The following is a 12773-nucleotide window of genomic DNA, read 5'->3' as shown; positions in this document are numbered from 1 at the left end:
GTCAATCTTTATTGTTTATTTAAGTTCAAACTTAGATTGGAATGTATTAATCCTTACCTGTACATTCTGAATTTACTCGCTCTAAATCATAACAAATTTAATGTTTAGAACTCCTGAATTTTGAATCTTGAACTTTGCAGTTCTTCAGATTTCTCTCCTTTGTTCTCTCTAGGCTTGAACTTTTGTAGTCAGGAGAGGGTTTTTTCCCTCCATCTAAAATGTTACTACTTTCTCTCATTATTGCAATATAGGTTCTTTTTATGCCTATAGTAACTAAAAGTAAAAGAATATTGTCAGTAAAGCGATACAGGCTTTTTGTAAAAAAATATGTTTTCTTCAGAACGTTTCTTAAAATTAACAAATGTTGCGAATATTTGAGGATTTTGTTTCGTTTCTTTAAGACTTAACCCTCCCAATCATCAAACAGCCCTGGCACTGGTCATTTGTTCGAGCAGGAGTATACAATTGGTCAACCATACTCTTTCAGCCATAATCAATTTCCTACCGAATTTGGGCTGAAAAATTTTTCACCGGGTGCGTTTCCAGATCAAGACCATAGCCAAAATATACAATCTGATCCATTGTCATCGATAGATGAGAGCGATGATCACAAAACACATAACCCAATTTTTAGGAATAAATACCTTGATGCACCAAAAACTTCAGTTAAAAACAGCCCTGGCTGATGCTCTTCGTCCACTGAAGAAGTTACGGTCTTTTGGACATTACCTCGGAGACTTAGTAAATTCAGACCTATTTCGCGCTACTTATCTCTCCGGTAATTTGCCTGGAAGCGACACCACAATCAAGGTGTTGTTTTTGGGGAATACAAAGCAAACTCACATGGTGAATGACATATTTTTTGATCTGAACACTTTCCAAAAACAAGACCTCGGCCGAATCAACCCATTGGGACGATACCACGAACAGTCCTACCCGGAATTATCGGATCTTGATGTTGTCGTCACTAACCACCTTTTCTGGGCAAGACCCCCAAAAAAAGGTGTGTATCTGGCTCCAATGTTCCTAGAATCAATTGCCCCCTTACCAAAAACCATTGAAGAATTGCTGTCCCAACTACCTGAGACTGAACGCCGCAAAACTCGAAAAGCATTGAAAGCCGGTTTTGAGATCGAGTTTGGGGAAACGGAGACAGACTATCGAGAGTTTTATGAGCAGATGTGGGTTCCACTGATGAAACGGCGTCACGATGCGAATGCCTCGATTCATCCGTTTCAAACACTTTATACAGAGGAGCAGGTGGCTCGTTCTTCACTAATTTTTGTTAAAAGTGGGGGAAAACGCTTGGGAGGAATACACGTCCTCTGGCCTAAATTAGCGGGGTCTCCTGCGTATTTTAATAAAGTCGGGATAATCGATCAGGTTAGCCAGGATGCAGTCCAGTTAAATCTTGTCAATATTGCTCTTTATTATCAAATGTTCAATACAGCAATTCAGAGAGGAAATACGGCGATTGATTTGGGTGTTGTCCCTCCGATTTTGAATAATGGATTACTACAGTTTAAGGGCAAATGGGGGGCTAATTGTCACTATCTTGATCACACCTATTATAAATATCAAATCAAGTTCTGTTCAGACAAACAGCAGGAAATTCTACAATCTAAATACCTGATTCATATTCAGGATAACAAGCTCGTTGCCACTGTCGGGGTAAAGGGTGAGGAAGTGCAAACACCAAGTTTTGAAGGCAGGCTGAAAAGTAATAGTTTTCCTAACTTGAAACAAATTTATTTAGCCTATCCTGATGGCAAAATTGAGACTCGTTCCTATAATTAAATCCTGAATAATTAATCTCTAGCAGGCTTCAACGAATTGTAAAAAAGAACGAACCAGATCTTTTACCCTAGAAAATATCTAGTTATCTTCCGGGGTGATGCTGACATCGCCCCTAGGTTTTTTGAAATTTAAGCCAATAATTATTTTACGTTCGGTCGTTGATTCAAGAATCCCCCTGCCTTCAGGTGTGGGAGTGTCAAATCAAATGATTACTGCTATTGATATTTTCCGTAAACCGTTCAATCACTAATCGTAAAATCGATAATCCTAAAACAATTAAAAATAGAACTAACCCAATCGTACAAGCGTAACCGAATTCTAACTGTAGGAATCCTCGTTCATATAAATAATAAACAATGGTTTTAGAGCTATTTCTCGGCCCTCCTTGGGTCATAATATAAACTTCTTCAAATACCTTAGTTGAGGAAATCGCCGAAATTACCCCGACTAAAACCATATAGGGTTTCATCAAAGGTAACGTAATATCCCAATGTTTTTTAAACCCATCAGAACCATCAATACTGGCGGCTTCATAGAGTTCTAAGGGAATACTTTGCAATCCTGCTAAATATATTACCATATAATAGCCTAACCCTTTCCAAATAGTCACCGCCATCACACTAAATAAGGTAATATTCGGACTGGTTAACCAAGGAATCGGCGGAATAGCAATAGCGTTCAAAAGTTGATTAAAAAAACCATTTTCTGCATATAACCATTTCCAAGCAATTCCCGCCACGACCATGGAAATTACAACCGGGACATAATAAGCAGTTCTAAATCCATTCATTCCCCGTAATTTTTGATTAACTAAAATTGCTAATGTTAGGGGTGCAAAGACTAAAATAGGAACTACTATGATTAAATAAAGAAAGGTGTTTTTTAAGGTTTCCCAGAATACTTCATCTGTCCATAACCGTTGAAAATTTTTTAACCCCACCCATTCGGGGGGTGTGAGTAAATCGTAACTAAATAAACTCAAATAAAAGGCTTGTAATGCTGGCCAAAATACGGTCAAAGTAAGCATTAATAAAGCCGGAAATAAAAATAAATAAGGGGTGAAAACGGGTTTAAACTTTAACATCACGTTCCATTCAATAATAAAATTCGTTGTTGGGCTTTAGCCCTCAAGATTGTGCTGAAGCGCAACAACGAATTATGTTAATCGGATTTTAACGTTGTTGGGCTTTAGCCCTCAAGATTGCGCTGAAGCGCAACAACGAATTATGTTAATCGGATTTTAACTCAGAAAATAACTCATCCCAATTTCCTGAAAATTGACTATCCGGTTCTGTTTTAACTTCAAAGGTCGTATTACAAGCTGACGGTTGAGTTAATACTTGAATACATAATTCGGCAATATCATCTCGACTCACTTGCCCTTTAATTGTATCACCTTGGGCAAATTTTAAAGCCGAACCTCCGGGGGCTTCCGTTAACGCACAGGGACGAATAATCGTATAGGGAATACCGCTAGAACGAATCACATCTTCTCCTTTTAACTTCCAAGTTAAAATCCCTCCCAATTGTTCATTTAAACGTACCGCAGGGGGTTCTTCTGCTAAATTTAATCCGGGTTTCCCAGGACGAGTTACCCCCGCCGAACTTACCTGAACAAACCGAGGTAATACTTTCCCACCATAAGCCTTAATAGACTCAATTTCTAATTGAAATAATCCCGGTTGAAATTTCGGGTTTAAAGCTCCATCATATTCAAACTTACTCAACATTAACTGGAGAGAAAATACCTGACTAGAATCAAAAGGTTTTCCGTCATTTATCGTTTTAGCTCGAAATACCGGAATTAATTCTGCAAAGGGAATTCTAATGGTAATCGGAATATTATAAACCGTATCAAAGGAATAACAATAGCCCACACTATCCCAACCGTCATTACAGCGAATAATAAATTTATATCGTTTTCCATCGCCTTTGACTCGTAACTCAATTCCCTGATAGTCTGATAAATCTAAAGCAGGTTCAAAATTGCGAGTTCTCACCGAAACAAAACCCCCTGAGTTAGCCGTTGAAACATATCCGGTAAATAATCCGCCATCGGGGATTAATTTTAACGAACTTTCACTAATTCCCCCCATGACAATATCATCTAAGGCTCCCCAAATTTCCTTGATCTCCTCCGTGGGTTTGGTAAAATCAAATATAATTTTATCTCCCGCTTTCTTGAGGGTTCCAGATGCAGCATAAATCAGATTTTGGATTCCTTTATATTCCACTAATTCCGGTACATCAACCACTTCCGGCAAATAAAACTTAATTCCTTGATAATATTTTTCTCGGTTGGGAGTATCTCCCTCCACGGGTTGAACTTTAGTTCCATTACAACAAATAATCGTGGTAACATCTTGAAAAATAGCCGGAGTTAAGGTTTCAGGAATGGTTAAATCTGCTTCAATTAATTCTACCGTATTCCCTAATATGGTTCTAGCTCTTTTAATATCTCTCACCAAACAACGCACCGTGATTCCCCGTTGTTGCAACCGTTTTACTACCCGTTTTCCCACCCCTCCGGTCGCCCCAACTACTAATATAATATTCGGTTTCGGTTTGGGTTGTTTTTTCCCTATTCCCAATAAATTTTGTATCCAGTTAATATTACCAATAAAGGGAACAACCCCAAAATAAGCCAGGGTTTTGAGAAACCGTCCCCCATCCCATTGTCCTTTTTGTTGCTCTACCATTGCCTTCTCCCAATAATTTTGTTAAATGACTATTCCTATAGATTAAGATATGTAACAAATTTAATGGTAACAGAAGAAAGCCAAAGTTGCTCAAGGTCTGTGAAATCGTCAGTCCTCAAAATTATGGCCTTTCCCTTCCCCAAGTAGAAATATCTGTGTTAAGGTATCTCTTGATTGCATAGAAACAAAAACAATGGAAAATATTGATTTGGAAACGGCGATCCCCGTCGGACTCGCTTTAGTGATTGTGGTCGGTAGTTTTTTGATGATGTTTACTAATTTTTGGACAACCAAGAAACGATAGCCATTAAAAAGGCTATAATAGAAAAGTCCAAACTATAAAAAATATTGCATCTCTAGCTATTTTCAAAAACCAGAGTTTTGATCATGATGGATTTAACCCTACTTGCTGAGTTTTCTCGAAATAATTGTTTAGGAATTTGTGCGTTTTTAATCCCGTTTAATTTATTGGCTACCTTACAAACCTTAATTTTTATCGGTCTAAATCGTCCATCTTCTCAAATCCTCCTTATTTCTGGGTTTGCTAGTTTATATTCGGGATTGATGGTGCTGCACGTTTTCAGTTGGTTTATGATTGGTGTGGTGATGATTCCCACCTATATTCTATTATCCCTAGGAACAACCTGTTTAGTCATTAATATTTGGGCGATTAAATCTCCTAAACATTTAAAATATTTTATCGAAAAAATAGTTTCATTAACTCAAAAAATAATGAGCAAATTCCAGAATCCAGCCTTTAACTAAAGCGATGAAATCTTCTGAAACTACGCATATTAACAAAGATTAAAATCCGTGAAATCCGTGAAATCCTCTTAAATCCGTGATCCCGATTACCCAACAAAAAAGACCAGCGCAAAATCTCAATTGCTGGTCTCAATTTATGGATACCGTTGTTGTTTCGATTTGAAGACACATAAACGCCGCGTTCTACATCAGCCTGCGGGTAGAAATTTTCAAATCTCACGTTAACTATTGTATCAAGGGTTACTCATTTTTTTGACAGAAATTTAACTTGAGGCGGTACGAGTCAAGAATTAACCCCGATTCGCCTGTTGAACTTGCTGATTGTACATCGAGCGCAATACCCGACCGGGATCAACCCAGTTGCCATTATGCTTTAATCCCCAGTGTAGGTGGGGGCCTGTTGTTCGTCCACTCATTCCCACCCTAGCAATTCTCGTCCCTGAAGGAACTTGTTGACCTTCCCAGAGTTGAATTCCTCCTTGTCGGTCAATGAAATAAGTCCCTTGAGCGTTTTTTTCCACGCTGCCTTGAATATGACAATAAATATGTTCCCATTGACCAGACTGAATCGCAATGCCAGTCCCGCAACGGTCATCTTGCCAAACCTCTGTCACCGTCCCCTGCCACCAACTGCGAATATAACTGCCTTGGGGGGCTGCTAAATCTAAACCATAGTGAAAACCTGACCCTCGATATCCGAAGGGGGAGGTGTATTCTTGAAAGCCTTCAACGGGGAAAGAAGCCCCCGACCAGTTTAAACCTGTTGCGACTTCAGCATTTTGAGCTTTGGCGAACTGTTGTTTCCATCCCAGTCCCCCAAAACCCAGACCGATTAATCCTGCTAGTAAAATAATATTGCCCGGACGAAATAATTTAGATTTTGCCATTAATGTTTGACTCCTCAATCACTAAAAAGGGGTTGTTAGTGGGATTTTTTATAATTAATTTTTCGGTACACAGAACGCGGGTATCGGGATGTATTCTACTAGATTTTGGTTAATTGTTAACACTCTCCCACCTTAAAATAATGGGAAAGTGTTCAAATAGATAACTATTTATTAAGCGTTAGCCCCTTTGCCAAAGAATTTCGGCGGTTCAGCTAAGGTATAAATTTCGGTTTCAGCCGCGATCGCATCCCGCAAATGTTTCGGAACTTGTAACATTCCTAACATGGTTGTCCCGTCAAACATCCGTAGCCCTCCGGTGGTTTGCTCTTGTAACACTTTATCCACATTTTCCGGTTCAGGACGGGTATTAATCGGTTGAGCAGAAACGATAATAAAACTCCAGGGACTTCCGTAGGTGGAAATATAACTGGTATAGGAGTGAACATGGGGAAAAACCGTTTTCAGGGTATTCACCAGACGAACGTGCAGTTTCATCTCATTCGGGGAAACCGGGCCAGCTTGAATTACCCCGTAGCCCTCGGGGGTTAAAATTTGACGAATTTTTTCAAAATATTCTTTAGTGAACAGTTTAAAGGATGGCCCATCTTCAATCGGATCGGATAAATCAGAAATCACAATATCCCATTTTTCCTGGGTCTGATCTAAAAAGTCGATGGCATCCCCGATAATCAGTTGGGTGCGGGGGTCATCAAAGGCATTTTCGTGCATTTCTGGGAGATATTCTTTACAGGCTTCGACCACATCCCCATCTAAGTCAATCATTGCCACAGATTCAATGGTTTTCCAGCGCAAAACCTCCCGAATGGTCGCCCCCTCTCCCCCACCTAAAACCGCAACTTTTTTAGGAGACCCATGATAGACCGAGGCGACATGGACTAAGGGTTCGTGGTAGAGAAATTCATCTCCGGTACAAGATTGCCATTTCCCATCAAGAACTAAGGCTTTTCCATAGGCCCCGGTTTCCACCACATACATATCTTGATAGGGAGTTTTTTTATAGGCTAATACCTTGGTAATTCCATGAACATAAATATCCCAAGGTGTGATATACTCGCTCACCCAAAAATCAGCTTTTAATTCGCTACCTGACATAATTACTTTTCCTCAAAAATACAGATCCAATGTTCTAGGGTAGAACATTCTGGATCTGCTACAAAATGTTAAAGTCGCTTAACTTAACCTTAATCTTTTACTAACTAATACCGCTCTAATTTTTAACCATTGTTCGTTTCCGCCAGATTGTATAAGGAATAGATACAAAGGCTGCCATTAAGGCATAGGTAATCAGCGTATTAATAATCCCACCTTTAACATAATCCAGATTGGGGAAATTTAAGCTGACCAGTAGAACCGCTAAACCAGCATTGCGAGTGGCCGTTGAGTATGCTAGAACGGTTTGAGTGTCAGGTTCAGATCCGCCCAAGAAATGACCACAGGCCAGGGAAGTAATCGAGAGAAAAGCCATCGCCAAGTAAGCCGTAAATCCGGCATTAAGAACTTTTTCTAGGCTGACGGCGAGCAAAATAATCACCACCAGCAAAAGCATGAATTTGGCAATTTTGGTCGCGGGTTCCACCAGATCCTCTGCAAATTTGGGCGCGTATTCAGCCAGTAAAACACCAATTCCCATGGGCAACACCTGAGCAAAAAAGATTTGTTTGGCAATTTCTTGGGGCGACAACCAGGGTTCATTGGGAGAGAACTGAGCTAGAATCATAACCGTTAAGGGAATGCTAATAATTGCTAGAATGCACACCATAAACTGTAAACTGGCGACAAATTTGGCATTTCCCCCGGCTTGTAGGCTTTTAAACGGAATCATCGGCGCGCCGGGACAGGTGATCATCGCCCAAATCCCAATGTGTTGTGCCACGGTCAACCCCGGAATCAGCATGGTTAATGCCCCTAATAAGGGCACGGCAATGAATACTGAGACTAGCGATCGCAGCAGGAGAGACGGTTGTTGACCCAACCAGATCACATCCTCAAACCGCCAGCGAATTGCCATCGCAAACATCAGAGCAAAGATGGTTAGTTTGGCATAATTGATGAATATTGTTCTGACTAGAGCCAGGGTTGGGTTAACTGGTTCAGTTTGGTCAGAAATGCCCGGAACTTTTTGGGCAACCTCAACCTGATTACTCTCCTGGCGGTAGACTACCGTTTCCCCCTTCAAAATGGTTAACTCCGAAGCACCTAACGGATTAATAATGACGATATATTTTTGGTTATCGATCGTAGCAACGTATTTAATCGGATCTTTTTTGGGATTTTTAGCCGGAGTAATTGAAACTGGGATTTTTTTAAGGGTTAGAGTTTTGTTTTCTTTGTCATAGATATTGACATAAGCCTTGTTTCCTTGTCGAAACACTCTCACCGCATAACGGTCATTTTGAAACAACAAAGCTGTATCGGCGGTTGGGATGTCAGAAGGGGCGCTCGGGGAAGGTTGATCCGAGGTTGACACCTGGGCTATTAACTCCTGAGCATGGACTGTTTGATTCATTGCTGAATCAGGATTATTCATAGCAAAGGATGCAGAGTGCAGTGTCACGGTCAGAATCACTGTGAAAACTGCCAGAACACTAATCAAAAAAGCTCGGCTAGAAATTCTTTTGTAAATTAGATCGGATTTTAAGGGAAACATAAATTAACTGTCCTGGATACTAAGGATAAATGATGAAAACCATGATTTCGTTAGATCATAACCTTGCGTAATCACCCCAACTAAAATTGCATCATTCTTTGGGCCTAATATTGTTTCCCAATGTGAAGTTAAAATGTATTTAGGATAGATTTGTTTGACCCAATTTTGTGCCATGGGACATCGATACCATATTTAGTTTGTTTTGTCAATTCCGATTAACCCCAAAGCAACTATACTTTCGGTAATGACCATTTTCTCAGAATTTTAAATAGTTTGATAAAAATAAAATAAGGGGTTGAGTAAATCTCTATCTTCAACTAGATGAAATAACGCTTCACCAGATGGTATAAAGAGATTCCTGTTTCCCAATCGCAAGGAGTCAAGATCGGCTTTTCTCGATGGAATCAACTTTTGGGCTTTAACACAAAACCTGCCTCTTGAAATCAGTCTAAATTTTCCTTGACTTTTAGTTAATCATGAACAGAATGTTGCATAATAAGAAACGACAAGTAAATTCTGCCTTACTGCCACCATGAATACTAAGACCGTAAACTATGCTCCCATGGCTCCTGTGCCTTATTGGGATGCAAAATTATACGATAGTCACCATAGCTTTGTCTCCAATTTAGCTGTGGATCTCTTGGAATTGCTTGATCCCCGTGTAGGAGAACACATTCTTGATCTCGGTTGTGGTACAGGTCACTTGAGTTACAAAATCACAAACACAGGGGCTGAAGTTATCGGCATTGATAAAGCCTCAACCATGGTTAAAAAAGCCAATCAAACCTATCCTGGTCTGAATTTTTTGGTGATTGATGGAGCCAACTTAGTCTGGAAAGAACAGTTTGATGCGGTGTTTTCCAATGCGGTTTTACATTGGATTAAGCAACCGGAAAAGGTCATTTCTGGAGTTTGTCGAGCCTTAAAACCCGGGGGACGTTTTGTGGCAGAATTTGGCGGGAAAGGCAATATTGATACAATTATTACAGCAATGGATCAGGCTTTAGATGCTGCGGGATACCCCAAAAATAAAACCCTGAATCCCTGGTATTTTCCCAGTATTAGCGAATATGGAATGCTTTTAGAAACCCAAGGATTTGAGTTAAAGCTGGCAACCTTGGTGGATCGTCCCACTCCATTAACAGATGGAGACAAAGGCTTAAATAACTGGTTGAGAATGTTTGCTGGAGAATTTTTTAAAGGGATTCCAGCCTCAGAACAACTAAATATTATGAACGATATCGAAAGTCGCCTACGTCCCAAATTATTTAAGAATGGGACTTGGATTGCTGACTATAAGCGGATTCGGATTGTAGCTAATAAAATTAACTAATAGATTCAAAGGGAAAAGGGCATCTTATAATTAGTTTTATCCCTTTTCCCATCGTTAATTAGTGGGTCTTAATTCCCCCAACCCGACATAGATTTACTCAGGAAAATCCGGTAAAACCCAAGTGGGGGGCTGCATTCTTTTCTTCCGCATCGCTTCCTCCGCCATTTCTAACATTTGGTCTAAGGATGTATTATTGATAAAGTTCTCCGTTTCTGGGATATATTCCCGATTGGGGCATTTATCCCCCAAAACACAGCCATTTATACAGGCTTCTGCACAGTTAATTGATGTTTCTATCATCGGTTTCTCCTCTGTTGCGTTATCGGTCTTAGACTTGGAATGGGTTCGGGGTTCTCAACATCAAAAATTTTAACGTGAGTTGAATCAAAAAATCGATAAAATTAAGTTCAACTGGGTAGACCCGTTAAGACTGGTGAATTTTAGTAAAAAATCTATGAATAATTTTATCCAACGGCTAAAAAATTTGCCCTGGTCGTCTTTGTTACAAAATGTCGCCTTGACTTATTTAATAGTTGCGATCGCAGAAGTTTTTACCCTCTGGGGAATCACTCACTCTCCAGCATTCAAACAAATGATGCTGCTTTTATTGACTCCTCCCCTGGGGATGTTGATTATATTTGGAGTAGGGGTGGGAGTGGGAGCCTTATCAATTTATTTAATAGAAGTTCAGCCCTCTAAAGTTATTCTTAACGTTGCTTGTTTATGGGCATTATTCCTTTGTTTATTAGTCGTTTTATTCCTCTATAAATCCATCTTTCCCCCTGTGATTTTACTCAGTACCTCTCAAATTACCACCATGGGAATTTTAATCGGTCTATTTTGGAAAGGTAGACCCTATTGGCGTTGACTTTTCTCAACCCATAACTCCCCATTTTCTGCTTCAAGATCCCACTTCATCCGAAATTTTCGCCAGATTAGTTGACCCGACTACTTGACAAAAATCTCGATTTGGGAGATAATATCCTTACGGCTAACATGAGCATAAACTTGACTTTTTAATCAATATAGCAACCCTCTAAAATTTGACTATTTGGCAACAATCTTTAATCCTTCTCGATAATGGGCGATCGCCGTAATCACAGCAACCGAAAAATAAAACATCCGAATTCCCCAAAAACAAACCCCCATAATTATCGTAATTAAAGTCGGAGGAATCCCGCTTACCCGCACAAATTTAGAGTTAATTTGCTGTTCCAAACGTTCCAATTCCTGCATTTGCAGTTGTCGGGTCGGAACCATGGGAAATTGTCCAGTATATAAATAAAACCCGAAAACCCCATCCTGATTAATTCTGCGTTGAAGAAAAGAATCAGCTACAGTTTGCGCTTGCGGAAAGGAAAGATCATCATCCTGAGCAATATCCTCGACCCAAAGATTGTATTTAACGACTTGAGGAACCGCTAAAATAATTGGAATTAAAATAATCAGAAAAACTTGACTAATTTTTCGAGCATCTCGAGTGGGTAACAAACCCGTTGCGACTCCTAATCCCATCCCTAAAATCGCAAACACCAAAATATTAAGTAAATCAATAATTTCTAAACCCCTGAGTAAATCGCCAAATATAAAAATGGGGTAAACAAATCTATGGGCAAGTTTCAAGACTAAAACCTTAATGGCGATCGCCACAACCGTGAGGACAATCACACAAAAAACAAACATGAAAGCGCTGATGACATAAATCGTAATGCGCTTTAGTAGTTTGGATAAATTCATTACAGAGACTGAAAAAGTTAAGGGTGACTGGGGGATTGGGTTAGGGTTTGTTGGGCGAGTTGAGTAATTTGGGCGATCGCCAACTCAGAAGGAAGGGGTTGACCGACCGTATGTAGCCACAACAAATATTCAATATTTCCGGCCGGGCCCTGGAGAGGCGACCAAGTTAAACCTCGATATTGCCATCCCAAGGATATCGCAACAGAACCCACCTGAAAGATAGCACGGGCGTGATCCTTAGAATCTCGGACAACTCCCTTTTTACCCACCCGTTCTCTACCCACCTCAAATTGAGGTTTGACTAACAGTACCACTTCCCGATTCGGCTTTAACAATTGCCACAACGGGGGCAAAATTTTGGTTAAAGAAATAAATGATACATCCACAACGGCAAAATCAGGATAATTTTCCGGTGTATCTAATTCTCCATACAATTGATCGGGAGTTAAATAGCGCAGGTTTGTCCGTTCTTTCAAAACCACCCGGGGATCATTTCTAATTCCCCAGTCTACTTGTCCATAACCGACATCCACACCATAAACTTTTGTCGCCCCGGCTTTTAATAAACAATCGGTGAAACCGCCAGTGGAAATTCCCCCATCCAGACAGACGCGATCGCTCACCTCAATTTTAAATTCCTCTAGGGCTTTAGCGAGTTTTTCCCCACCTCTGGAGACAAAACGCGATCGCTGTTTCACCTGAATCTGGGCTTCTACATTAACTTCCGTTCCAGGTTTATCAATCATTTGTTGATTCACTAAAACCGATCCCGCCCGGATTAACCCTTGAGCCTGTTGGCGGGACTCACATAAATTAAGGTCTACTAATAAGGTATCAAGTCGTTGTTTCACGGGAAATGGGGAGCAGGGGGAGCAGGGGAGCAGGGG

General features: G+C 40.2%; 12 protein-coding genes. 4 read left to right on the top strand and 8 right to left on the bottom strand.

Features of this window, described 5'->3' with window-relative positions; all coding sequences use genetic code 11:
• The first annotated feature begins 603 nt into the window (after nt 1-603).
• Nucleotides 604-1797: a GNAT family protein gene (locus PL11201_RS08250; RefSeq protein ID WP_079678119.1), complete on the top strand. Its 1194-nt coding sequence runs from the start codon at nt 604-606 to the stop codon at nt 1795-1797.
• A gap of 196 nt (nt 1798-1993) precedes the next feature.
• On the opposite strand, the gene PL11201_RS08245 is transcribed toward PL11201_RS08250, so the two are convergent.
• Both PL11201_RS08245 and PL11201_RS08240 read right to left on the bottom strand, forming a co-directional pair.
• Nucleotides 1994-2881: a carbohydrate ABC transporter permease gene (locus tag PL11201_RS08245; protein ID WP_079678118.1), complete on the bottom strand. Its 888-nt coding sequence runs from the start codon at nt 2879-2881 to the stop codon at nt 1994-1996.
• Nucleotides 2882-3026: 145 nt separating this feature from the next.
• A complete protein-coding gene (locus PL11201_RS08240) occupies nt 3027-4496 on the bottom strand; it encodes a CIA30 family protein (RefSeq protein WP_079678117.1) in 1470 nt (489 codons plus the stop codon).
• A 387-nt stretch (nt 4497-4883) separates the two neighbouring features.
• On the opposite strand from PL11201_RS08240, the gene PL11201_RS08235 reads away from it, so the two are divergent.
• On the top strand, nt 4884-5261 hold the full coding sequence (locus PL11201_RS08235) for a hypothetical protein (RefSeq protein ID WP_079678116.1): 378 nt from the start codon (nt 4884-4886) through the stop codon (nt 5259-5261).
• Between the two features lie 290 nt (nt 5262-5551).
• Here PL11201_RS08235 and PL11201_RS08230 read toward each other — a convergent pair whose 3' ends face one another.
• The 3 genes from PL11201_RS08230 to PL11201_RS08220 form a co-directional block, all read right to left on the bottom strand.
• Nucleotides 5552-6148, bottom strand: a complete 597-nt coding sequence (locus PL11201_RS08230) for a M23 family metallopeptidase (protein WP_079678115.1) — start codon at nt 6146-6148, stop codon at nt 5552-5554.
• A gap of 171 nt (nt 6149-6319) precedes the next feature.
• Entirely contained in the window at nt 6320-7261 is a 942-nt protein-coding gene (locus PL11201_RS08225) for a spermine/spermidine synthase domain-containing protein (protein ID WP_079678114.1), read from the bottom strand.
• A gap of 115 nt (nt 7262-7376) precedes the next feature.
• Nucleotides 7377-8696: a bile acid:sodium symporter family protein gene (locus tag PL11201_RS08220; RefSeq protein WP_234996645.1), complete on the bottom strand. Its 1320-nt coding sequence runs from the start codon at nt 8694-8696 to the stop codon at nt 7377-7379.
• A 652-nt stretch (nt 8697-9348) separates the two neighbouring features.
• Here PL11201_RS08220 and PL11201_RS08215 point away from each other — a divergent pair.
• Entirely contained in the window at nt 9349-10149 is an 801-nt protein-coding gene (locus PL11201_RS08215; protein WP_079678112.1) for a class I SAM-dependent methyltransferase, read from the top strand.
• Nucleotides 10150-10242: 93 nt separating this feature from the next.
• Here PL11201_RS08215 and PL11201_RS08210 read toward each other — a convergent pair whose 3' ends face one another.
• Nucleotides 10243-10449: a hypothetical protein gene (locus PL11201_RS08210; protein ID WP_079678111.1), complete on the bottom strand. Its 207-nt coding sequence runs from the start codon at nt 10447-10449 to the stop codon at nt 10243-10245.
• A 154-nt stretch (nt 10450-10603) separates the two neighbouring features.
• Here PL11201_RS08210 and PL11201_RS08205 point away from each other — a divergent pair, with 154 nt between their 5' ends.
• A complete protein-coding gene (locus tag PL11201_RS08205; RefSeq protein ID WP_144017698.1) occupies nt 10604-11017 on the top strand; it encodes a peptide chain release factor 1 in 414 nt (137 codons plus the stop codon).
• Between the two features lie 179 nt (nt 11018-11196).
• Here PL11201_RS08205 and PL11201_RS08200 read toward each other — a convergent pair whose 3' ends face one another.
• A complete protein-coding gene (locus tag PL11201_RS08200; RefSeq protein ID WP_234996644.1) occupies nt 11197-11832 on the bottom strand; it encodes a hypothetical protein in 636 nt (211 codons plus the stop codon).
• Nucleotides 11833-11903: 71 nt separating this feature from the next.
• Nucleotides 11904-12737 carry a TlyA family RNA methyltransferase gene (locus PL11201_RS08195; RefSeq protein ID WP_079678185.1) on the bottom strand — a complete coding sequence of 278 codons (834 nt, stop codon included), beginning with the start codon at nt 12735-12737 and terminating at the stop codon, nt 11904-11906.
• Nucleotides 12738-12773 lie beyond the last annotated feature (36 nt).

This window comes from Planktothrix sp. PCC 11201 (assembly GCF_900009135.1).
In the GTDB taxonomy this organism is placed as follows: domain Bacteria; phylum Cyanobacteriota; class Cyanobacteriia; order Cyanobacteriales; family Microcoleaceae; genus Planktothrix.
This window is presented reverse-complemented; position numbering and strand designations above follow the sequence as displayed.

Coding starts and splice junctions, on each gene's coding strand:
- PL11201_RS08250 (WP_079678119.1), top strand. CDS start 604: ATGATCACAAAACACATAACCCAATTTTTAGGAATAAATACCTTGATG.
- PL11201_RS08245 (WP_079678118.1), bottom strand. CDS start 2,881: ATGTTAAAGTTTAAACCCGTTTTCACCCCTTATTTATTTTTATTTCCG.
- PL11201_RS08240 (WP_079678117.1), bottom strand. CDS start 4,496: ATGGTAGAGCAACAAAAAGGACAATGGGATGGGGGACGGTTTCTCAAA.
- PL11201_RS08235 (WP_079678116.1), top strand. CDS start 4,884: ATGATGGATTTAACCCTACTTGCTGAGTTTTCTCGAAATAATTGTTTA.
- PL11201_RS08230 (WP_079678115.1), bottom strand. CDS start 6,148: ATGGCAAAATCTAAATTATTTCGTCCGGGCAATATTATTTTACTAGCA.
- PL11201_RS08225 (WP_079678114.1), bottom strand. CDS start 7,261: ATGTCAGGTAGCGAATTAAAAGCTGATTTTTGGGTGAGCGAGTATATC.
- PL11201_RS08220 (WP_234996645.1), bottom strand. CDS start 8,696: ATGAATAATCCTGATTCAGCAATGAATCAAACAGTCCATGCTCAGGAG.
- PL11201_RS08215 (WP_079678112.1), top strand. CDS start 9,349: ATGAATACTAAGACCGTAAACTATGCTCCCATGGCTCCTGTGCCTTAT.
- PL11201_RS08210 (WP_079678111.1), bottom strand. CDS start 10,449: ATGATAGAAACATCAATTAACTGTGCAGAAGCCTGTATAAATGGCTGT.
- PL11201_RS08205 (WP_144017698.1), top strand. CDS start 10,604: ATGAATAATTTTATCCAACGGCTAAAAAATTTGCCCTGGTCGTCTTTG.
- PL11201_RS08200 (WP_234996644.1), bottom strand. CDS start 11,832: ATGTTTGTTTTTTGTGTGATTGTCCTCACGGTTGTGGCGATCGCCATT.